General features: G+C 71.5%; 19 protein-coding genes. 16 read left to right on the top strand and 3 right to left on the bottom strand.

What is annotated here, in order from left to right:
• The first annotated feature begins 70 nt into the window (after positions 1 to 70).
• Positions 71 to 1,477 (top strand): DUF5719 family protein, encoded by a 1,407-nt coding sequence (locus AB3X52_RS18340; RefSeq protein WP_367995548.1) that lies wholly within the window; start codon positions 71 to 73, stop codon positions 1,475 to 1,477.
• A gap of 25 nt (positions 1,478 to 1,502) precedes the next feature.
• On the opposite strand, the gene AB3X52_RS18335 is transcribed toward AB3X52_RS18340, so the two are convergent.
• Positions 1,503 to 1,934 carry a metallopeptidase family protein gene (locus tag AB3X52_RS18335; protein WP_367995547.1) on the bottom strand — a complete coding sequence of 144 codons (432 nt, stop codon included), beginning with the start codon at positions 1,932 to 1,934 and terminating at the stop codon, positions 1,503 to 1,505.
• A gap of 49 nt (positions 1,935 to 1,983) precedes the next feature.
• Between AB3X52_RS18335 and AB3X52_RS18330 the strand changes: the two genes are divergently transcribed.
• The 15 genes from AB3X52_RS18330 (at position 1,984) to secA (ending at position 20,234) form a co-directional block, all read left to right on the top strand.
• A complete protein-coding gene (locus tag AB3X52_RS18330; protein ID WP_367995546.1) occupies positions 1,984 to 2,346 on the top strand; it encodes a DUF3499 domain-containing protein in 363 nt (120 codons plus the stop codon).
• Between the two features lie 68 nt (positions 2,347 to 2,414).
• Entirely contained in the window at positions 2,415 to 3,824 is a 1,410-nt protein-coding gene (locus AB3X52_RS18325; RefSeq protein ID WP_367995545.1) for a phosphomannomutase/phosphoglucomutase, read from the top strand.
• On the top strand, positions 3,821 to 4,027 hold the full coding sequence (locus AB3X52_RS18320) for a Trm112 family protein (RefSeq protein ID WP_367995544.1): 207 nt from the start codon (positions 3,821 to 3,823) through the stop codon (positions 4,025 to 4,027). The genes AB3X52_RS18325 and AB3X52_RS18320 overlap by 4 nt, the downstream gene beginning before the upstream one ends.
• Before the next feature lie 18 nt (positions 4,028 to 4,045).
• Complete coding sequence (locus AB3X52_RS18315; RefSeq protein WP_367995542.1) at positions 4,046 to 5,074, top strand: SIS domain-containing protein; 1,029 nt, start codon at positions 4,046 to 4,048, stop codon at positions 5,072 to 5,074.
• A 74-nt stretch (positions 5,075 to 5,148) separates the two neighbouring features.
• On the top strand, positions 5,149 to 6,240 hold the full coding sequence (locus tag AB3X52_RS18310) for an acyltransferase family protein (protein WP_367995541.1): 1,092 nt from the start codon (positions 5,149 to 5,151) through the stop codon (positions 6,238 to 6,240).
• Positions 6,241 to 6,339: 99 nt separating this feature from the next.
• A complete protein-coding gene (locus AB3X52_RS18305) occupies positions 6,340 to 7,302 on the top strand; it encodes a DUF808 domain-containing protein (RefSeq protein WP_367995540.1) in 963 nt (320 codons plus the stop codon).
• 161 nt (positions 7,303 to 7,463) lie between these two features.
• Positions 7,464 to 8,900, top strand: coding sequence for an adenosylhomocysteinase (gene ahcY, locus AB3X52_RS18300; protein ID WP_367995539.1), 1,437 nt, complete (start codon positions 7,464 to 7,466; stop codon positions 8,898 to 8,900).
• Between the two features lie 230 nt (positions 8,901 to 9,130).
• Positions 9,131 to 9,832 carry an MtrAB system response regulator MtrA gene (mtrA, locus tag AB3X52_RS18295; protein WP_367995538.1) on the top strand — a complete coding sequence of 234 codons (702 nt, stop codon included), beginning with the start codon at positions 9,131 to 9,133 and terminating at the stop codon, positions 9,830 to 9,832.
• Positions 9,829 to 11,478 carry an MtrAB system histidine kinase MtrB gene (gene mtrB / locus AB3X52_RS18290; RefSeq protein WP_367995537.1) on the top strand — a complete coding sequence of 550 codons (1,650 nt, stop codon included), beginning with the start codon at positions 9,829 to 9,831 and terminating at the stop codon, positions 11,476 to 11,478. The genes mtrA and mtrB overlap by 4 nt, the downstream gene beginning before the upstream one ends.
• Positions 11,475 to 13,250 (top strand): LpqB family beta-propeller domain-containing protein, encoded by a 1,776-nt coding sequence (locus AB3X52_RS18285; RefSeq protein ID WP_367995536.1) that lies wholly within the window; start codon positions 11,475 to 11,477, stop codon positions 13,248 to 13,250. Before mtrB ends, AB3X52_RS18285 begins: the two co-directional genes overlap by 4 nt.
• An 82-nt stretch (positions 13,251 to 13,332) precedes the next feature.
• Positions 13,333 to 14,058, top strand: coding sequence for a ComF family protein (locus AB3X52_RS18280; protein WP_367995535.1), 726 nt, complete (start codon positions 13,333 to 13,335; stop codon positions 14,056 to 14,058).
• A 418-nt stretch (positions 14,059 to 14,476) separates the two neighbouring features.
• Positions 14,477 to 15,109, top strand: coding sequence for a ribosome hibernation-promoting factor, HPF/YfiA family (gene hpf / locus AB3X52_RS18275; RefSeq protein ID WP_367995534.1), 633 nt, complete (start codon positions 14,477 to 14,479; stop codon positions 15,107 to 15,109).
• Between the two features lie 125 nt (positions 15,110 to 15,234).
• Positions 15,235 to 15,912 (top strand): response regulator, encoded by a 678-nt coding sequence (locus AB3X52_RS18270; protein ID WP_367995533.1) that lies wholly within the window; start codon positions 15,235 to 15,237, stop codon positions 15,910 to 15,912.
• Between the two features lie 54 nt (positions 15,913 to 15,966).
• Positions 15,967 to 17,175: a winged helix-turn-helix domain-containing protein gene (locus tag AB3X52_RS18265; RefSeq protein ID WP_367995532.1), complete on the top strand. Its 1,209-nt coding sequence runs from the start codon at positions 15,967 to 15,969 to the stop codon at positions 17,173 to 17,175.
• Between the two features lie 182 nt (positions 17,176 to 17,357).
• Positions 17,358 to 20,234: a preprotein translocase subunit SecA gene (secA, locus tag AB3X52_RS18260; protein ID WP_367995531.1), complete on the top strand. Its 2,877-nt coding sequence runs from the start codon at positions 17,358 to 17,360 to the stop codon at positions 20,232 to 20,234.
• Positions 20,235 to 20,376: 142 nt separating this feature from the next.
• Here secA and AB3X52_RS18255 read toward each other — a convergent pair whose 3' ends face one another.
• Positions 20,377 to 20,913: an Rv3235 family protein gene (locus AB3X52_RS18255; protein WP_367995530.1), complete on the bottom strand. Its 537-nt coding sequence runs from the start codon at positions 20,911 to 20,913 to the stop codon at positions 20,377 to 20,379.
• Entirely contained in the window at positions 20,910 to 21,599 is a 690-nt protein-coding gene (locus tag AB3X52_RS18250; protein WP_367995529.1) for a LysM peptidoglycan-binding domain-containing protein, read from the bottom strand. The genes AB3X52_RS18255 and AB3X52_RS18250 overlap by 4 nt, the downstream gene beginning before the upstream one ends.
• Positions 21,600 to 21,918: the final 319 nt, after the last annotated feature.

Raw genomic sequence — 21,918 nt, 5'->3', positions numbered from 1 at the left:
AGCGAGCGACCATCGAAAATCTCATGCGGCCGCGTCCGTACTCTGTCGTTCTTCTGACGGAGGGGGCCGCATGAGCGAGACCCAGGGACGTGTGCGCCGCGGGACGCTGCGGCGCCGGCTCGACCTCACCCTCGTGCTGGCGATCGTGCTGCCGGTCGTGGCTGCGGTGGCGCTCCTGCTGACCCGGCCGGACGCGTGGACCCAGGCGGCGCAGCAGCCGACCGAGGGGCCGTTGCGGTCCCAGACGCTGATCTGTCCGGACGCGATGCGTGGCGCCGACCGGGTCGGACTCGCCACGCTCGGCACGGACGGGACCGTCACCACCGGCGACGGCGCGACGCTCGACGTCGCGGCCGGCCGGGTCACCGACGCCCGCGCGGGCAAGGGCGGCGTCGTCCTCTCGGCGACGGGAGCCTCGGCGCCCGGTCTGCTGGCGGGCCGGGGCTCGACGGGTCCGGTGGCCGCGACCGACTGCGCGCCGCCGATCGCCGACGCCTGGTTCACCGGCCTCGGCGCCGGCGCCGCCCACAACTCCACGATCGAGCTGACCAACCCCAACAAGGGCTCCGCCACGGTGGACCTGAGCGTGCTGACCCGCAAGGGCCTCCTCGAGGAGCAGCCCCAGGGCGCCGCCTACGCCCAGAAGCTGCGCGGCATCTCGGTCCCCGGCCGGCAGACCCGCACCTTCGACCTCGCGAAGGTCATGCCGTGGACGGGGATCCTCGCCGTCCATGCCACGGTCGTGCGGGGCCAAGCCGCGATCGACGTCCGCGACCGCTCCGGACAGCTGGTCAGCAGCGGCTCCGAGGAGTGGCTGCCGCCGCAGGCCACGCCCGCGACGCAGACGCTGCTGCTCGGCGTGCCGCACGCGGGAGAGGCCCACACCCTCACGCTCGCCAATGGTGGCGACGACCAGGTCAGCGCCTCCATCAAGCTGGTGACGCCGGACTCCGTGCTGGCGCCGGCACGGGCGCCGAGCGTCACGCTGCCGCCGCAGACGGTGCGGACCGTGGATCTGTCCCAGATCCTCGACGCCTCGGTCGCCCGCGACGCCTACGGCCTCGAGGTCGACGCCACCGGACCGGTCACGGCCTCCCTGCGCACCGTCAACGGGGGCGATCTCGCCATCACCGGCCCCGGAGCCTCGGTGAGCGCCCCGACGGCGCTGGTGCTTCCGGCGGGCACGGGCGTCGACACGAAGAAGGTCGCGATCGCCGGGGCGACCCACGTCGGTGCCATCACCCTGATCAGCCGCACCGCCGGTGGACGCCAGCTCGCCTCGAAGCGCGTGGCCGTGCAGCCCCAGCAGGGGGCGTACGTCGACGTCCCGGCGAAGGCGGCGATCGTCGAGCTGCGGCCCGAGCGCACGGCCGTCACCGCCTCGGTCCTGCTCTCGGGGCGCGGCGTTGCCGTCGTACCCTTCCGCGAACTGGTCACGGCGACCGAGATGCCGGCGGTGGCACCCGGGCTCCGGTGAACCGCGGACCCGGTCGCCGGCCAGGTCAGGCGTCGTCGTCGTAGCGCGGGTCGACCCGCTCAGGCTCGATGCCGAGCAGCTCGGCCACCTGCTCGACGACGACGGTGAGGATGAGCGCCTCGAGGTCGGTGCGGGTCTCGCAGCGGTGCTCGATCGGGCGCCGGAAGAGCACGAGGCGGGTCGGCGTGGCGCCGGACCCGCGGACGAGCGACGCCAGCGGCACCGGGTGGTCGTGCCAGCCGTCGGTCCAGCCGTCGGGCACCAGCGGCGTGTCCTCGACGGCGTACTCGACCAGGCCGAGCCGGTCCTGCCAGCGTTCGTCGATCTCCTCGACGATCCCCAGCGCGAGGTCGTCGAACCGTTCCCGCCGGGTGCGCATCATCGGCGTCCCCGGCACCGCCGGCACGACCCCCGGCCCGCGCATGCCACGGCCGTGCCGGTCCCTCCTGCGACTCATGTCCGCGAGCCTAATCGGAGGCGTCGATGCGGGGGAGTAGCGTGACCGCGTGACCCCAGCCCGTCGTTGCTCGCGTACCGCCTGTAGCCGCCCCGCGGTCTGCACGCTGACCTACGTGTACGCCGACCAGACGGCCGTCCTGGGACCGCTCTCGACCTATGCCGAGCCGCACGCCTACGACCTGTGCGAGGAGCACGCCGAGCGGTTGTCCGCCCCGCGCGGGTGGGAGGTGCTGCGCCTCGCGCGCGAGCCCGTCGACCCCGGGCCGCGCGGCGACGACCTGCTCGCGCTGGCCGACGCGGTCCGTGAGGCGGCCCGTCCGGCGCCCGCTCCGCGGCACGTCCCGCCGGCCGAGGAGGGCTCCCGGGAGACCGCGCGCCGCGGCCACCTGCGGGTGCTGACCAGCGAGTAGGTCACCGGTCGCGGCCGGCTGTGGGGAACCGGGGCGGGCGGGCGTCGTCGGCCGCTAAGGTTCGGACCATGGCCGAACTCCGGATCGACCCCGCCTCCGTCCGTGCCGTCTTCAAGGCGTACGACGTCCGAGGCACCTACCCCGACCAGCTCGACGAGGACCTGGCGCGCGCCACGGGGCGTGCGTTCGTGCGCGTGGTCGGTGCGTCGCGGGTGGTGGTCGGTCACGACATGCGACCGAGCTCGCCGGGGCTGGCCGGTGCCTTCGCCGACGGCGCGACGGAGGCGGGTGCCGACGTCGTCCTCATCGGGCTCGCCTCGACGGACGAGCTCTACTTCGCCTCCGGCCACCTCGGCCTGCCCGGCGCGATGTTCACCGCCAGCCACAACCCGGCCGAATACAACGGCATCAAGATGTGCCGCGCCCACGCCGTGCCCATCGGGCTCGAGAGCGGGCTCGCGGAGATCCGCGACCTGGTCATCGACGGCGTGGCCGGTCCCTCCTTCGTCCCGGCCTCCGTGCCGGGGACCATCGAGACGACCGACGTCCTGGAGGCGTACGCCGCCCACCTGCTCTCGCTCGCGCCGGTCTCGGGCCGCCGGCTGAAGGTCGTCGCCGACGCCGGCAACGGCATGGCCGGCCATACGGCCCCCGCGGTGTTCGACCGTCTCGGCGCCGACCGGGTCGAGTTGGTGCCGCTCTACTTCGAGCTCGACGGGACGTTCCCGAACCACGAGGCCAACCCGCTCGACGAGTCGACGCTCACCGACCTCAAGGCCCGCGTCCTGGCGGAGGGTGCCGACGTCGGCCTCGCGTTCGACGGCGACGCGGACCGCTGCTTCCTCGTGGACGAGCGTGGGGTCGCGGTCAACCCGTCGGCGCTGACCGCGCTGATCGCCGCCCGCGAGCTCGTCAAGCAGCCGGGCGCGACGATCATCCACAACCTCATCACCTCGCGCGCCGTGCCCGAGATCGTCGAGGAGCACGGCGGCGTCCCGGTCCGCACCCGGGTCGGCCACTCGTTCATCAAGGCCCGGATGGCGGAGACCGACGCGGTGTTCGGCGGTGAGCACAGCGGACACTTCTACTTCCGGGAATTCTGGCGGGCCGACTCGGGGATGCTCGCGGCGCTGCACGCGCTCGGTGCTCTCGCGGAGACCGACGGCACCCTGAGCGAGCTGCTGGCGTCGTACGCCCGCTATCCGGTGAGCGGCGAGATCAACTCGACGGTCCCGGGCGGCGCCGACGGGCAGGCGGCCGTGATGGCCGAGGTGGAGACCGCCTACGCTGGCCTCGACGGGGTGACCGTCGACCACCTCGACGGTCTCACCGTGTCGCACCCGGACTGGACCTTCAACGTCCGTCCCTCCAACACCGAGCCGCTGCTGCGGCTCAACGTCGAGGGCAGGGACGTGGGGACCATGGAACGCGTGCGCGATGAGGTGCTCGCCAGGATCCGGAAGGACACGACCGCATGACCAACCCGACGCTTGGACTCCACGAGAAGCTGCTCGAGATCATCGTCTGCCCGCAGTGCCACGGTGACCTGCTGCCGGTCGAGACCGCCGAGGGCGGAGAGCTGGTGTGCCAGGGCAGCTGTGGTCTCGCCTACCCGGTCCGCGACGGCATCCCCGTCCTCCTCGTCGACGAGGCCCGTCCCCGGGACGCTGCCGGCGCCTGAGCGACGGGGGAGCGCGACGTGATCTGGTTCGACGAGTCCCGGCTCGACGACGAGCAGGCGCTCGCGACGGTCGACCTGCGACTCCGTTCCCTGGCCGAGTCGGGGGCACGCGTACGCCGCGAGGCCAGTGCCACCGCCGACGCGGTCGGCGAGGCGGTGGCGCGCAGCGGCGACAGCCGGCCTCGTGCGGTCGTCGCCGCCGGCCCCGACTCGCGCCTGCTGCGCGCGGTCCTGGAGCCGTTCTGCCCGGTGCCGTTCGTCGCGTGGCCCCATCCCGGCCTGCCCGGCTGGGCCGGCAGCCTCGACCTGGTCGTGGTCCTGGCGCCCGACGGATCCGACCCGGGCGCGGCCAGCGCGGCCGCGGAGGCGGTCCGCCGCGGCTGCCGGGTCGTGGTCGCCTGCCCGCCCGTCTCCCACGTCGCCGACCACGCCGTCGGTCGCGACGCGACGCTGCTTCCCACCACGAGCGGGGACCAGCTCGCCGTCGCGGTCGTGATGCTGAGCCTCCTCGACCGGCTCGCCCTGGGGCCCGCGACCGACGCCGACCTCGTCGCCGAGGCGCTCGACCACGTGGCGATCGCCTGCTCGCCCCACCGTGACCTGGCGGTCAACCCGGCCAAGATGCTCGCCATCGCACTCGCCGACGCCGCGCCGGTCGTGTGGGGTGGCTCCGTGCTCGCCGCCCGGGCCGCGCGCCGGCTGGCGGAGACGCTGCGCCGGGTCACCGGTCGTACGGCGATCGCGGGCGAGGCCGACCAGCTCGTGCCGCTCCTCGAGGCGACCCGGCCGCGTGACGTCTTCGACGACCCGTTCTCGGAGGAGGAGAGGGCTGCGCCGCGTCCGGTCCTCGTCGTCCTCGACGACGGCAACCAGGACCCGGTCTGCGTCGAGCAGCGGCAGAGCCTGGTCTCGGTCGCCGACGGCCGCGGGATCCGTGTCGAGCTCATCTCCGCCGAGGCCTCCAGCGACGTCGCCCGCTACGCCTCGTTGCTGCTCCACGGCACCTACGCCGCGGAGTATCTCCGCCTGGGCCTCGTCGACGACTGAGCCGTCTCCGGGCTGAGGCCTCCGGCGACGGATCCTGAGAGTGGTTCTCAGACCCGGTGGGTACACAAGGGTCGATGAGCTCCCGGGATCCGTGGTTCGACAACGCCAAGATGGCCCTCGTGACCCTCGTCGTCGTGGGTCACAGCCTCGTGATGATCAAGGCGGCGTCACCGCTCGCCGACCACCTCTACGACTTCCTCTACGCCTGGCACATGCCGGCGTTCGTGCTGGTGACGGGCTACCTCTCGCGCAACTTCACCTACAGCCGTCAGCGGCTGTGGTCACTCGTCCGCGGACTCGTGGTGCCTTACATCCTGATCGAGGGGGCGCTCGCCGTCTTCCGTCACCTCGTGGGCGGAGAGGACTTCCACAACCTCTGGCTCGTGCCGCACTGGCCGATGTGGTTCCTGCCGGCGCTCTTCTTCTGGCGCCTCCTCACCCCGCCGCTGCGGCGGCTCGGGCCGGCGGCCCTCGGCGTCGCGGTCGGTCTCAGTCTCGTCGGGGGCTTCCTCGACATCGACTACCTCGACCTGCGGCGCATCCTCGGCTTCCTGCCGTTCTACGCCATCGGCCTGTGCCTGACGCCGCGGACGATGGAACTGCTGCGTCACCCCCGTGCCCGGGTCGCCGCCGTCGCGGCGCTGGTCGGCGTCTGGTTCGCCACGGGCCTCACCGCCCGCGTCGGCGAGACGCACTGGTACCTCTACAGCTACACCTACGCCCATCTCGACACCCACGGGCACCCGGTCCTGCTGCTGCGCGCCGCCGTGCTGCTTCTCGGGGTCGTCGGCGCGTTCTCGGCGCTCGCGCTCGTGCCGCGCGCCGGTGGCTGGTTCACCCGCATGGGCGCGGCGAGCCTGGTCGTCTACCTGTGCCACGGCTTCGTGGTGAAGGCGGTCGGCTACTCGCCGTACGACGACTGGGCGCAGGCCCACACCGCCATCGGGCTGCCGCTCACCATCGTGGGCGCGGCGGCCGTCGCCCTGCTGCTGGCCTCGAAGTGGGTCGCCGGGCGACTCGAGAAGGCGATCGACCCGCTGTCGTACGCCGAGAGCGAGCTCGACCGGGCGGTGCAGCTGCACGTCCTGGCCGACGACCTCGTCGGCCAGGAGGCCGGACAGCCGCCGCGGCCCGGCCCCGAGCCCGAGCTCGTCGGCGTGCGCTAGAGCCCGGTCCGCGGACGTCGGGGAGCGGGTCGGCTACCCTTCGCCCATGACGAGCGCCCGCCACGCCCGCCGTACTGCCGAGATCACGGGAGCCTCCCGGTGAGCGCGGGCCTGTTCGGCCTCCTCGACGACGTCGCCGCCCTGGCGAAGATGGCCGCCACGTCGATGGACGACGTGAGCGCGGCCGCAGGCCGGGCGACCGCGAAGGCCGCCGGTGTGGTGGTCGACGACACCGCCGTCACCCCGCAGTATGTCCACGGGATCGAGCCCGCGCGCGAGCTGCCGATCGTCAAGCGGATCGCGGTCGGCTCGATCAAGAACAAGCTCTTCATCATCCTGCCGGTGGCACTGGTCCTCAGCCAGTGGGCCGGGTGGGCCCTGACGCCGATCCTCATGGTCGGTGGCTGCTACCTCGCCTTCGAGGGGGCCGAGAAGATCTGGGGCCGCCTGCGCGGGCACGACGACCACGCCCTGCCCGTGGCGGCCGGCGCCGGTGCGAACGCCGAGCGGGCGCTGGTCGCGACCGCCGTACGCACGGACCTGATCCTCTCCGCCGAGATCATGGTCATCGCGCTCAACGAGGTCGCCGACGAGGGCTTCTGGGCACGACTCGCGATCCTTGCGGTGGTCGGGGTCGTCATCACGATCCTCGTGTACGGCGTGGTCGGGCTGATCGTGAAGATGGACGACGTCGGCCTCCACCTCGCCGGGCGCGCCTCGGTGGCCGCGCAGCGGGTCGGCCGCGGACTCGTCGCCGGCATGCCGGTGCTGCTCCACGTGATCTCCGTCGTCGGCACCGCGGCCATGCTCTGGGTCGGCGGCCACATCCTCCTGACGGGCGTCAACGACCTCGACGGTGCCGCCGGCTCCGGTCACGCCGGCTGGCACTGGCTCTACGACCAGGTCCACCACGCCGAGCACAGCCTCGGCCACCACGTCGCCGTCGTCGGCGGTGCCCTCGGCTGGCTGCTCAACACCGTGGTCTCCGCCCTGATCGGGCTCGTCGTGGGGTTCGCGGTGATGGGCGCGCTCCACCTCGTGCCGCGTCGCGCCGGGCACTGATCCACCGCTGCTCCGGCGTCGGTGCCGCAGGTCGGGGATCCGCTCCGCGGATTTCAGCGGGCGCGGCGTCCCGCTTGTAGTCTGACGTGGTCCGCGTGGGAGATCCCGACGAGTGCAGATGCGCGACGCAGACACGCCCGATCCAGAAGGAAACCAACCAGATGGACTTCAAGGTCAAGGACCTCAGCCTGGCCGAGTTCGGCCGCAAGGAGATCACGCTCGCTGAGCACGAGATGCCTGGCCTGATGGCCATGCGGGAGCGGTACGCCGCGTCGCAGCCGCTCGCGGGCGCGCGGATCGCAGGCTCGCTGCACATGACCATCCAGACCGCCGTGCTGATCGAGACGCTGACGGCGCTCGGCGCGGACGTGCGCTGGGCGTCCTGCAACATCTTCTCCACCCAGGACCATGCGGCCGCCGCGGTCGTCGTGGGCCGCCCCGAGACCGGTGGCACGCCGGAGGACCCGAAGGGCACGCCGGTGTTCGCCTGGAAGGGCGAGACGCTGGGGGAGTACTGGGACCTCGCCGAGCAGGTCTTCGACTTCGGCGGCGAGGGGCCCAACATGCTCCTCGACGACGGTGGCGACATCACGCTCCTCGTCCACAAGGGTGTCGAGTTCGAGAAGGCCGGCGCGGTGCCGTCCCAGGACAGCACCGACAACGTCGAGTTCAAGGAGGTGCTGCGCGTCCTCGCCCGCTCGCTCGAGGCCGACCCGCAGCGCTGGACCACCATCGCGAACGGCATCAAGGGCGTCTCCGAGGAGACCACCACCGGTGTCCTGCGTCTCTACGAGCGCTTCAAGGAGGGCTCCCTCCTCTTCCCCGCGATCAACGTCAACGACTCGGTCACCAAGTCGAAGTTCGACAACAAGTACGGCTGCCGTCACTCGCTCATCGACGGCATCAACCGCGCCACCGACGTCCTCATCGGCGGCAAGGTCGCGGTCGTCTGCGGCTACGGTGACGTCGGCAAGGGCTGCGCCGAGTCGCTGCGCGGCCAGGGCGCGCGCGTCATCGTCACCGAGATCGACCCGATCTGCGCCCTGCAGGCCGCGATGGACGGCTACGAGGTCAAGCGCCTCGAGTCGGTCGTCGAGACCGCCGACATCTTCGTCACCACGACCGGGAACTTCGACATCATCCGGGTCGAGCACTTCGAGAAGATGAAGCACCAGGCGATCGTCGGCAACATCGGCCACTTCGACAACGAGATCGACATGGCCGGCTTGTCGCGCATCGACGGCATTGTCAAAGACGAGATCAAGCCCCAGGTCCACCAGTGGATCTTCCCCGACGGCAAGAAGATCATCGTCCTCTCCGAGGGCCGCCTGCTCAACCTCGGCAACGCGACCGGTCACCCGTCGTTCGTCATGTCCAACTCGTTCACCAACCAGGTGCTGGCGCAGATCGAGCTGTTCACCAAGGCCGACGAGTACGCCCTCGGCGTCCACGTCCTGCCGAAGCATCTCGACGAGGAGGTCGCCCGCCTCCACCTCGGCGCCCTCGGCGTCGAGCTCACCACCCTCACCCAGGAGCAGGCCGACTACCTCGGGGTCCCCGTCGAGGGCCCCTTCAAGTCGGACCACTACCGGTATTGATTGCGCGAGCGCGTCGCGAACGGGCTTCGCCCGTGCCGCTTCGCGGCGGGCGCCGCGCTGCCGCGCTCGCGGTCGGGTGGGGTGCCGGTCCGGTTGGTCTGGCGTCCTGCCGCTCCAGGGGCATGCGCCTGACCCGCCATTGGCGTCGACTCGACCGTCACGCCGGCCGTCTTCCACGCGGAGACGGCCGGCGTCGTCGTACGCGCGCGTCCACTGGCACAATCGCTCACATGAGCCAATCGGCGGACCCGACCACCCGCGGACGCGTGCTCGTCATCGATGACGACGCCTCGCTGGGGGAGATGCTTGCGATCGTCCTGCGCCAGGAGGGGTTCGACTCCCAGGTCGTCACGCGCGGCGACGAAGCCCTCGACGTCTTCCGCGGCTACCGTCCCGACGTCGTCCTCCTCGACCTGATGCTGCCCGGCATGGACGGCATCGAGGTCTGCAAGCAGATCCGGCACGAGTCCGGCGTCCCCATCGTCATGCTCACCGCGAAGGGGGACACCGTCGACGTGGTCGTCGGCCTGGAGTCGGGCGCCGACGATTACGTCGTGAAGCCGTTCAAGCCGAAGGAGCTCGTCGCGCGCATCCGTGCGCGCGTACGCCGCTACGACACCCCCTCCTCCGAGCAGCTCACCATCGGCGACCTCAGCATCGACGTCGCCGGTCACCAGGTCACCCGGAAGGGCGAGCCGATCGCGCTGACGCCGCTCGAGTTCGACCTGCTGGTCTGCCTCGCGCGCAAGCCTCATCAGGTCTTCTCGCGCGAGGTCCTCCTCGAGCAGGTGTGGGGCTATCGCCACGCCGCCGACACCCGTCTCGTCAACGTCCACGTCCAGCGGCTGCGCTCGAAGGTCGAGCACGACCCGGAGAGCCCGGAGATCGTCGTGACCGTGCGAGGCGTGGGCTACAAGGCCGGCGCGGCGTGACCCGTACGGCGCGCCGCTCACCCCTCGGCGTGCCGACGCCGCGGGTGGGGCGGCGCGTCCTGCGACCGGTGCGCCGGATGCTCACGTTCTGGCGCCGCTCCCTCCAGGCCCGGGTCGTGGCGAGCATCGTGCTCCTCACGGTGCTCGCCTCGGGCGCGGTGGGCTGGGTGCTGCTCGAGCAGACCCGCACCGGGCTCCTCAACCACCGCGTGGACGTCGTCGTCTCCGAGGTCGCCGACGAGGTGGCCGACGCGCAGAGCCGGCTGAGCGCGGCGTCGGGCATCGACGTCGACTCCTCGGGCCAGCGGCGCGACCTGGTGGAGCCCATCATCCAGCGCGGTCTGACCCGCGGCTTCGACGTCGTCATGGTGGGACCGGTGGGCGGCTCGAGCGGCCGGATCGCCGACGGCGGCGCGGAGTACACCCCGGATCTCGACACCCGCAGTGTGCCCACCTCGCTGGAGGAGCACTTCGCGTCGGACAGTGCCCTGCCGGCGTGGACCTACACCGCGATCCGCGACCGGGACGGGCGGACCGTCCCCGGGGTCGCGGTGGGCTCCCAGGTGGTGCTGCCGGCCGACGGCCGCACCTACACGCTCTACTTCCTCTTCCCGCTCGACCAGGAGCAGGAGACGCTCGCGCTCGTGACGCGGGGGCTGCTGCTGGCGGCTGGCCTGCTGCTGATCCTCATGGCGGTCGCCGCCTGGCTGGTGGCCCGGCAGGTCGTGACGCCGGTCCGTTTGGCACGCCGGGTCGCTGAGCGGCTCGCCGCGGGCCAACTCGAGCAGCGCATGCAGGTGAGCGGCGAGGACGACCTGGCCCGGCTGGCGGTGTCGTTCAACCAGATGGCGACGAACCTGCAGAACCAGATCCGCCAGCTCGAGGAGCTCTCCCGGGTCCAGCGTCGGTTCAGCTCCGACGTCTCCCATGAGCTGCGCACGCCGCTGACGACGGTGCGGATGGCCGCCGACATGCTGCACGACGCGCGGAACACCTTCGACCCCGCCACGGCCCGCGCCGCCGAGCTGCTCCAGACCGAGCTCGACCGCTTCGAGGGGCTGCTCGTCGACCTGCTCGAGATCAGTCGCTTCGATGCGGGCGCGGCGATCCTCGATCTCGAGGACGTCGATCTGGTCACCGTCGCCCGACGCGTGGGGGAGCAGCACGCCACACTCGCCGCCGCGCAGGGGGTCGAGCTGACCGTGATCGAGCCGGGTCACGCGTGCATCGCCGAGGTCGACGTACGCCGGGTCGAGCGGGTCCTGCGCAACCTCGTCAGCAACGCGATCGACCATGCCAAGGAATCGGACCGCATCGAGGTGCGGGTCGCGAGCGACGACCACGCGGCCGCCGTCGCCGTCCGCGACCACGGCGTCGGGCTCGCACCAGGGGAGACGGCGATGGTGTTCAACCGGTTCTGGCGCGCCGACCCCGCCCGCGACCGGTCCAGCGGCGGAACCGGGCTCGGCCTCGCGATCGCGCTCGAGGACGCCCACCTGCACGGCGGCTGGCTCCAGGCCTGGGGACGCCCCGGGCAGGGCGCCCAGTTCCGCCTGACCCTGCCGCGCCACGCCGGAGCGGTCCTGCGGCACAGCCCCCTGCCGCTGGTCCCGGCCGACGCCGCCGAGGCCCGGGAGGTGTCGTGAGCCACGGTCGGAACCTGATGACCGGCTGCCGCCGGAGCGCGCTGCCCAGGCCGCTGCTGGGCCCGCTGCTCGCGGTGCTCGTGCTGCTCTCCGCCTGCGGGATCTCGTTGCCGGAGTCCGGCCCGGTGCACGAGACCGGGAAGGTCTCCGCCGGTCATCACGACGCGGGCTTCGAGCTCGACCCGCGCCCGCCCACGCCGGGTGCGATCCCGTCGGAGATTGTCGCCGGCTTCCTCGACGCGATGCAGGCGACGCCGCTGCAGACGACGACGGCGCGGCACTACCTCAGCAAGGAGCTGGCCTCCTCCTGGAACCCACAGGAGGAGACGATCACGTACGGCGACAAGTCGACCCCGCACGGCACCCGGAAGGTCACCGTGGACCTCGCCGGCGCCAACCGGCTGGACCGCCAGGGCGCCTGGGACGGCCCTGTGCCGCCGGCGCAGAGCCGACTGGCCTTCGAGCTGGTGCGCGAGCAGGGTGAGTGGCGGATCTCCTCCGCGCCCAACGCGCTGGTGGTCCCGGTGTCGTGGTTCGAGTCCCGGTTCACCCAGGCGTCGCTCTACTACTTCGACTCCACCGGCCGGATGCTGGTCCCCACGCCGGTCTTCATCCCCCGTGGCGACCAGTTCGCGACGGCGCTGGTGCGCGACCTGCTGCGACCTCCCGACCGCAAGCTGGCCGGCGTGGTGCGGACCTTCCTGCCCACGGGCGTCGGTGAGGGCCTGTCGGTCCCGGTCTCCGCGGACGGGGTCGCCCAGGTCGACCTCACCGGCGACCTCGGCGAGCAGAGCAAGTCCTCCATCCGGCTGATGTTCGCCCAGCTCGCCTGGACGCTGCGCCAGGACGATGAGATCCGCTCGATCAGGCTCACGATCGACGGCCGCCCGGTCTACCCCGGCGCCGGACCGGCCCTCGTGCCGGTCGGCGGGTTCGAGCAGTACGACCCCACCGGCTACTCCGCGTCGGACGGCGTCTGGGCGTTGCGCGACGGCGTGGTCGTCACCTACAACGCCGACCGGAAGTTCGTGCCGGTCGCGGGCGGCTGGGGCTCCGGCTCGCACGCCGTACGCTCCCTGGCGGTCTCGATCACCGGCGACCGGGCCGCCGCGGTGACCGCCGACGGCCGCCATGTCCTGCTCGGCTCCCTCTATGCGACCGGGACGGTCCACCCGACGCCGGTCCGAGGGCAGGACCTGCTCCGGCCCGCCTGGGACTACGCCGGGCGGCTGTGGCTCGTCGACCGCACCCGGACCGGTGCCGCCGTCTCCTATCTGCAGGGTGGCCGCCTCCAGCGGGTGCGGATCCCGGGCATCACCGGACACGACGTCCAGACGTTCCTGGTCTCCCGCGACGGCACCCGGCTGGTGGCGGTCGTGCGGGACCACGGACGCACGGTGGTCGTGGCGAGCCGGCTGCACGCCGACACCGGCGGACGGGTCGAGCGCGGCGGCCGGGCGTTCGCGATCTCGAACCCGGCCGAGGGCGGAAGCCGGATCGAGGGGATCGCCTGGCACTCGACCACCTCGGTCGTCGTCCTCCAGCAGCTGTCCCGGGAGGCGCTGCTCCAGATCCTGCCCGTCGACGGCTCGGCGGCCGCGTTCTCCGCGGCCACGCTGACGGTCGGCGCGCGGGTGGTCGCCCTCGTCGGGTCCCCGGCGGACAACGCGGTCCTCTACGTCGAGACCGCCTCCGGGCGGCTCATCGACTTCTCCGGGCATGCGCGGACGATCCGTGGCCAGCAGGTCAGCGCCATCACCTACGTCGGCTGAACCGGGGTCCACCGCGCTGCGGTCTCCACAGGTCACCTCGACGGCGGTTGCGCGGTCGCCGACCGGCTGGTGCCATCGTGGGGTGACCCAGCCCGTCCCGCCGGCGCGGCCGACGCTGCGCGACGCCTACGCCGACCTCGTCCTCGGGGGCGCCTGCGTGGGCTGCGCGCGGCCGGGCCGCCTCCTGTGCCCGGACTGTCGCGCTGGCCTGCCGACCGTCGCGCGCACCGCGTGGCCGACGCCGTCGCCGCCCGGCCTCGTGCGTCCGGTCGCCGCCGCGCCGTACGACGGGACCGTCAAGCAGCTCGTGCTCGGCCTCAAGGAGCGGCGTCTGCTCGGTCTGGCCGCGCCGCTGGCCCGGCTGATGGCTCTCGCCGTGCGGGAGGCGATGACCGGCGTGGACGTGCCCGTCGTCCTGGTGCCGGTGCCGTCGCGTCCCTCGAGCGTGCGCGAGCGCGGGCTCGACAGCACGTACGTCGTCACCGACCGTGCCGCGAGGCTGCTGCGCCGGGAGGGACGGCAGGTGGCCGCCGTACGCCTGCTGCGGACGCGGCCGGGCGTGGTCGACCAGGCCGGCCTCGACGCCGCGCACCGGGCGGCGAACCTCGCCGGCTCGATGACCTGTCCCTCCCCGGCGCTGCGACGGCTGGCGCGACGCCGTCCGCGGACTCTCGTCGTGATCTGCGACGACGTGGTGACCACCGGCTCGACGGCGCGGGAGGCGCAGCGCGCGCTGGAGTCGGTCGGGCTGCGGGTGCTGGCGGTGGCTGCCGTCGCCGCCACGGCGAAGCGTTCCGCCGCCTGCTGAGGTGCGGTGACTTTGCCCGCCTCGCGTGTCTGGGTATTTCGTCCCGGCACCCGGCGGTCTAACGTGTGTGAATGGAGTCCGTCCGGGTCCGTGGTTGCGTCGTTCAGGCGCCTGGTTTCCGGGCGCGTGAGCGACTAGCCGATGCCAGTCGCAGGCGAAACGGTCCACGTAAGTCCTCTCTTCCGGTCACCGGGGAGGGACGATCACGGTGCGGCTTAGACATAAGTCCTGCCTCGTCCTCGTCGTCAGATACGGCGCCGGGCGGGAGAAGGCCGGTAGTGGCAGAGAAGCTGCGGAAGCCTCAGCAGGCGATTGTGGGGTCGAAGACCAGGTCGGCCGGACGGACTCCTCTCCACCCACCACGGCCGTCGTCCATCTGGGGGAGACGGTCGCCACGAGGGCTCAACTGGAGGTACTCATGGAAGTTGTCGTCACGGCTCGCAACTGCGAAGTCTCCGACCGGTATCGCACGCACGTCGCCGAGAAGCTGAGTCGGCTCGAGAAGCACGACCATCGCATCATCCGCATGCACGTCGAGGTCGACTGCGAACCCAACCCGCGCCAGCACAAGGGGGCCGTCCGCATCGAGCTGACCGCCTTCTCCAAGGGGCCGGTGGTGCGTGCCGAAGCCTGTGCGGAGGACAAGATGGGTGCGCTCGACCTCGCCGTCGACAAGATGGCCGCGCAGATGCGACGGGCCGCCGACCGGCGCCGTGTCCATCGCGGACGCCGCGCCCCGGTCTCGGTGGGTCAGGCGCTCGCCGACATACCCGTCGACGACCTCGCAGTGCAGAAGGAGACGAGCGACGAGGCACCGATCGAGCATCAGGTCGGTCCGATCACCGTGACGGGGGAGGGGCCGCTGGTCGTGCGCGAGAAGGTGCACACCGCGACGCCCATGACGCTCGACCAGGCGCTCTACGAGATGGAGCTGGTCGGGCACGACTTCTACCTCTACGTCGACAAGGACTCCGAGCGCCCCTCGGTGGTCTATCGGCGGCGCGGCTACGACTACGGCGTGATCGCCCTCCAGCGGGAGGACACGTTCTGACCGCGGCGATCCGTCCCTGACCGACGACCGCGGCGCCGCGGGAGTGCCCGTCCGGGCCACTCCCGCGGCGCCCGATTGATCACAAGACACCCAACGGCACGGCCCGGACGTGTCATGATGCGGGGGTGTCCCCCACGACCACCGATCCTGAGCCGATCCGTGTCATCGTCGTCGATGACCAGGAGCTCTTCCGTCGCGGCCTCGTCATGCTCCTCAGCGCCGAGCAGAGCATCGAGGTCGTCGGTGAGGCGGCCGACGGCGACGAGGGCGCGACCCTCGCGGCGGCCTCGGCGCCCGACGTCGTCCTGCTCGACATCCGGATGCCGAAGCGCACCGGCCTGGAGGCCTGTCAGTCGATCAAGCAGGCGGTTCCGTCGGCCAAGATCATCATGCTGACCGTCTCCGACGAGGAGGCCGACCTCTACGAGGCGGTCAAGAGCGGTGCCTCGGGCTACCTGCTCAAGGACTCCTCGATCGAGGAGGTCGCCCAGGCCGTCCGGGTCGTCGCCGACGGCCAGTCGCTGATCTCGCCGTCGATGGCGGTCAAGCTCATCGACGAGTTCAAGCAGATGTCGCGGCCCGAGCGCAACCACGTCCCCGGGCTTCGCCTCACCGAGCGCGAGCTCGAGGTGCTGCGGCTGGTCGCGAAGGGGCTCAACAACCGCGAGATCGCCAAGCAGCTCTTCATCTCCGAGAACACCGTCAAGAACCACGTCCGCAACATCCTCGAGAAGCTCCAGCTGCACTCCCGGATGGAGGCCGTCATGTATGCCGTCAAGGAGAAGCTTCTCGACCTCCCCTGACGGGTGCGTCGATTCCGGAGCAGACCCGTCCGGAATGATCCGTACGCTGCTGCCGTGGAGTCGCTCAGCCTCGCCCAGGCCCGTCGGATCGCGCTCGCCGCGCAGGGGTTCCACGCGGCGTGGGACAAGCCGCACGCCACGCCGACGATGCGCACCCTCCAGCGCACGCTGGAGCGCACCGCGGTGCTGCAGGTCGACAGCGTCAACGTGCTGCAGCGAGCCCACTACATGCCGCTCTACTCCCGCATGGGGGCGTACGACGTCGACCTGCTGCGCCGCGCGAGCGAGCGTCACCCACGCCGGATGGTGGAGTACTGGGCGCACGTCCAGGCCTTCATGCCGGTGGAGCTGTGGCCCCACATGCGCTGGCGCATGGACCACTATCGCGCCCGCCGCGGCAAGTGGCGGGTGCTCGAGGAGGACCCGGAGCTGGAGGCGAGCCTGCTCGCCGAGGTGCGCGAGCGCGGAGCCAGCACCGCCCGCGATCTCGACGACGGCCTGCCGCGCCGCAAGGACCACTGGGGATGGAACTGGTCCACGACCCGGCGGGTGCTCGACTACCTCTTCACCACCGGGGACCTCGCGATCGCCGGGCGCAACAGCCAGTTCGAGATCCTCTACGACCTGCCCGAACGGGTGATCCCGAGGGTCCATCTCGAGGCGCCGACCCCGACGGTCCATGAGGCCCACGTCGAGCTCGTCCGCCGCGCCGCCCGCAGCCACGGCGTGGCGACGCTGCGCGACCTCGCCGACTACTTCCGGATGCCGGCGGCGGACACCGCTCGGGCCGTGGCGGCGCTCACCGAGGCGGGCGAGCTCGTCCCGGTGACGGTCGAGGGCTGGACCCGGCCGGCGTACCTCCATCGCGACGCGCGCCTGCCGCGACGTCTGGACGCGCGCGCACTGCTGAGCCCGTTCGATCCGGTGGTGTGGGAGCGGGCCCGGACGGAGGCGCTCTTCGACTTCGTCTACCGCATCGAGATCTACGTGCCGGAGCCCAAGCGCGTCCACGGCTACTACGTGCTCCCGTTCCTGCTCGGTGACCGGCTCGTCGGGCGGGTCGACCTCAAGGCCGACCGGAAGGCGGGCCTGCTGCTCGTCAAGGCGGCATACGCCGAGGAATGCGCGCCGCCCGACACGGCCGCCGAGCTGGCCGCCGAGCTGGTCCGGCTCGCCGGGTGGCTCGGCCTCGCCGGGATCGTGGTCGAGCCTCGCGGCGACCTCGCGGCTGCTCTGCTCGCCGAGACCGCGCTGGCCGGATGAGTCGGCCGGATGACTGGGGCGGACGCCCCGAGCGCCGAGGCCGGCCGACCGGGGTCGCGGCAGCGCTGGCGGGCGATCCGGGCGGGTTCGCCTGTCAGGGTGGGGTGGCGACCATCGCGTAGGTAGAGTGAGCGCGCTACCCGGCGTACCACCCTGTCTGCAGCTAGTAGGAGCCCAACCCCGTGGCCATTCTCGACAAGATCCTCCGCATCGGCGAAGGCAAGATCCTCCGCCAGCTCGAAGCGATCGCCAAGGCTGTGAACGCCATCGAGGACGACTTCGTCGCGATGTCCGACGAGGAGCTGCAGGGCATGACGGCGGAGTTCAAGCGCCGCCTCGAGGAGGGCGAGACCCTCGACGACCTGATGCCGGAGGCCTTCGCGACGGTCCGTGAGGCCGCGAAGCGCGTCATCGGCCAGCGTCACTACGACGTGCAGATCATGGGTGGTGCGGCGCTCCACCTCGGCAACATCGCCGAGATGAAGACCGGTGAGGGCAAGACGCTGGTCTCGACGCTGCCGGCCTACCTCAACGCGCTGGCCGGCAAGGGCGTCCACATCGTCACGGTCAACGACTACCTCGCCAAGTTCCAGTCCGAGATGATGGGACGTATCCACCACTTCCTCGGCCTCTCGGTGGGTGTGATCCTGCCGGAGATGACCCCGGCGGAGCGGCGCGCGGCGTATGCCTGCGACATCACCTACGGCACCAACAACGAGCTCGGCTTCGACTACCTGCGCGACAACATGGCGGGCTCGGTCGACGACCTCGTCCAGCGCGAGCACTTCTACGCGATCGTCGACGAGGTCGACTCGATCCTCATCGACGAGGCCCGCACGCCGCTCATCATCTCGGGTCCCACCGAGGACGACGTGAAGTGGTACGACGAGTTCGCCCGGGTCGCCGACACCCTCGAGAAGGACGTCGACTACGAGGTCGACGAGAAGAAGCGCACCATCGCGGTCCTGGAGCCGGGGATCACCAAGGTGGAGGACCACCTCGGGATCGACAATCTCTACGACTCGGTCAACACCCCGCTCATCTCCTTCATGAACAACTCCATCAAGGCCAAGGAGCTCTTCCACCGCGACAAGGAGTACGTCGTCCAGGACGGCGAGGTCCTCATCGTCGACGAGCACACCGGCCGCATGCTCGCCGGCCGCCGCTACAACGAGGGTCTCCACCAGGCGATCGAGGCGAAGGAGGGCGTGCAGGTCCGCGAGGAGTACCAGACCCTGGCGACCATCACGCTGCAGAACTACTTCCGCCTCTACGAGAAACTCTCCGGCATGACCGGTACGGCGATGACCGAGGCGAGCGAGTTCGACAAGATCTACAAGCTCGGTGTGGTGCCGATCCCGACCAACAAGCCGATGCAGCGCGTCGACCAGGCCGACCTCGTCTACCGCACCGAGGAGGCGAAGTACGCCGCCGTCGTCGAGGACATCGCCGAGCGCAACGAGAAGGGTCAGCCGATCCTGGTCGGCACGGTCTCGGTGGAGAAGTCGGAATACCTCAGCGGTCTGCTGAAGCAGAAGGGCATCCCGCACACCGTCCTCAACGCGAAGTACCACGCCGACGAGGCGAAGATCGTCGCGCTCGCGGGCCACAAGGGCGCCGTCACGGTCGCGACCAACATGGCAGGCCGTGGCACGGACATCATGCTCGGTGGCTCGGTCGAGTTCCTCGCCGACCAGGAGCTGCGCAAGCGCGGGCTGCTGCCGACCGGGGACACCGCCGAGGAGTACGAAGCGGCCTGGCAGCCGACCGTCGACCGGATCAAGGACCAGGTCGCGGCCGAGCACGAGCAGGTCAAGGAGGCCGGCGGCCTCTACGTGATCGGCACCGAGCGCCACGAGTCGCGCCGCATCGACAACCAGCTTCGCGGCCGCTCCGGCCGTCAGGGCGACCCGGGCGAGTCGCGCTTCTATCTCTCCCTGCAGGACGAGCTCATGCGGCTCTTCAAGTCCGACTGGGTCGACCGCATCCTCGTGATGCTCAAGATCCCCGACGACGTCCCGATCGAGAACAAGCGCGTCACGAACGCGATCGCCAACGCCCAGACCCAGGTCGAGGCGCAGAACTTCGACTCGCGCAAGAACGTCCTCAAGTACGACGACGTCATGGACCGTCAGCGCAAGGTCATCTACGCCGAGCGCCGCGAGGTCCTCGAGGGCGCCGACCTGGAGAAGCAGATCCGCACCTTCATCGACGACGTCGTCACCGGAGTCGTCACGGGCGCCACCCAGGAGTACGCCGAGGAGTGGGACCTCGACCAGCTCTGGACCGACCTGCGTCAGATCTGGCCCGTCTCCATCACCGCCGCCGAGCTGATCGAGCAGGCCGGTGGCGACAAGGCCAACCTCGAGCGCGACGAGGTCATCGAGGCGCTCAAGGAGGACGCCCAGGCGGCGTACGACCGACGTGAGGAGGAGGTCGGCGAGGACGTCATGCGTGAGCTCGAGCGTCAGGTCGTCCTCTCGGTCCTCGACCGCAAGTGGCGCGAGCACCTCTACGAGATGGACTACCTCCGCGAGGGCATCGGCCTGCGTGCCTACTCCCAGCGCGACCCGCTCGTGGAATACCAGCGCGAGGGCTTCGACATGTTCGGCGCCATGATGGACGGCATCAAGGAGGAGTCGGTCGGCTTCCTGTTCAACCTGGAGGTCCAGGTCGAAGAGGAGCAGGCGTTCCACTACCACCCCGACGGCACCCGGCACGCCGGTCCGATGCACGAGGGCGCCCTGGCCGAGCCGCCGGTGGCCGTCGGCGTCGACGGGACGGGGCTCGAGGAGATCTCGGCCAGCCTGCGCGCCGCGTCGCCGCAGATCCACGCCAAGGGGCTCGACCGTCCCTCTGCGCCGACCCAGCTGACCTACTCCGGTCCCGACGAGCAGGGCACGGCCGAGCCCAGCGGCACCACCGTCACGAACGCCGACGACCCCTACGCCGGGGTCGGCCGCAACGAGCTCTGCCCCTGCGGCTCGGGCAAGAAGTTCAAGCAGTGCCACGGCCGCCCCGGTGGGCCTACCGGCCTGAGCGCCCGCGTCAACGGCTGATCGTCGCCCCAGCACGCACGCCGCGGCGTTGTCGTCGCTCGCCGGTCGCTTCGCTCCCAGACCGCCTTCGCTCCTCCGCCTGGCGGGGGCCACTTCGTTCAGGCCCGCACTGGGACGACGCTCGTGACGCCGACGTCGACGGTCAGGCGAACTCGAGGGCGGTGCAGACCCAGCGCTCGTCGACCCACTCGAAGCGGGCGGCGATCGCGCGCGAGCGCACGCCGTAGCGGACCCGGAGAGCGACCTCGGCGACGCCGTCGCTGACGGGGACGACGTGCACCCCGGCGACCTTCGGGCGGACCGGCTGGACGCGCGCCTGGCCGGGCTGGTGGTGCCCGGCGCGGGCGACGAGTTGGGCGCGGCGGCCGAGGTCGGCGTAGACCTCCTCGGAGGTCCAGCGCAGCAGCTGGGTGACCGGACGGTCGCCGCCGATGATCTCGACGGCCGCCTGCGCGAACCTGCCCGCCCACGCGCTGAGGTCGCCGTGGCGACCGCGCTCGATCGGGACGATCTCCGCGTCGAGACCGTGCGGTGGGTCCTGCCGCGGCTGCAGGTCGAGCGCCAGCGTGCCCTGGACCTCGGCGACAGGCACGCCAGGAGTGCGCGGTGCGGGCAGCGGGACGACCGGCGACATGGCCTGCGCGCGCGACCCCGCGACGGGTTCTGATTGGTGGCTCACGACGGGGCTCCTTCCGAGGGCAGGTGCAACGAGGGCGGCAGCGTGAGGTGCTGGCCGGGTTCGATGAGATCGGGGTCGGCGCCGATGACGTCGTGGTTGAGGTCGTAGAGCTCACGCCACGCCGTCGCGATCCGCGCGTCGGTCGCGTCGTCGGGCAGTCGGGCGGCGGCGATGGACCAGAGCGTGTCTCCCGGGCGTACGACGGCCAGCGCCCGCCGCGCGGGAGGCGGCGGTGCCGGCGGCTGACGGCGCGCCCCCTGGTCGGGAACGGCGCGGTCGGGGTAGGGGAGTCCGGCGATCACGACGCGGCCGCTGTGGTCGCGTAGATCCGCCGGCACGGCGCCCGGAGTGGCGAGCGCGGGCGCCGCGATCCCGCTCGTGAGCGCGACGCCACACGCGGCGAGGATCATTCGGCGCACCGGCGCAGGGACCGCGCGGACCGCGCGCGGTGCATGGCCGGCGGGCACGGCCAGGGCTGCGAGCACCACGACGGTGGTCGCTACCCAGAACCAGCCCGCGCAGACCAGCAGCGCCCAGGAGCAGAGCCGCACGAGCAGCGCGTCGAAGGAGCCGTCGAGGCTGACCGGCAGGGGGAGCAGCGCGACGGCGAACGTGCCGACCACCGCAGTCACGGCGAGCCAGACGAGAAGGCACCGTGCCCTCGAGTTCGCGTTCGCATCGTTCATTCCGAGATCCTTGCATTTGCGTGCGTTTGCCTATGAGAACCTGCAAATGATGCTGTCGTCAATCGGTCACGCACGACGTTGTGGAAAGGCGACCGACTGCCCCGTGCCTCTCGACCCGGTTAGTCCGCTCGCGAGGCGGGTACCGCCGCCGGCAGGAGGGAGCCGTCCGGCGCGTCCATGGGGGCGCGCGGCGGGCTCGGGCAGCGATGACGGTTCAGGCGACGCAGCGCCGGGGTGGCGGCTACCTGGAGAGGCCGGCGCCGAGCAGTCTCGCCGATGTCATCGAGGTGATCCTGGACAAGGGCATGGTGATCGATGC

This window comes from Nocardioides eburneus (genome assembly GCF_040838215.1).
GTDB lineage: Bacteria > Actinomycetota > Actinomycetes > Propionibacteriales > Nocardioidaceae > Nocardioides > Nocardioides eburneus.
The sequence above is the reverse complement of the archived record's forward strand: the minus strand, read 5'-3'. Positions and strand labels throughout refer to the sequence as shown.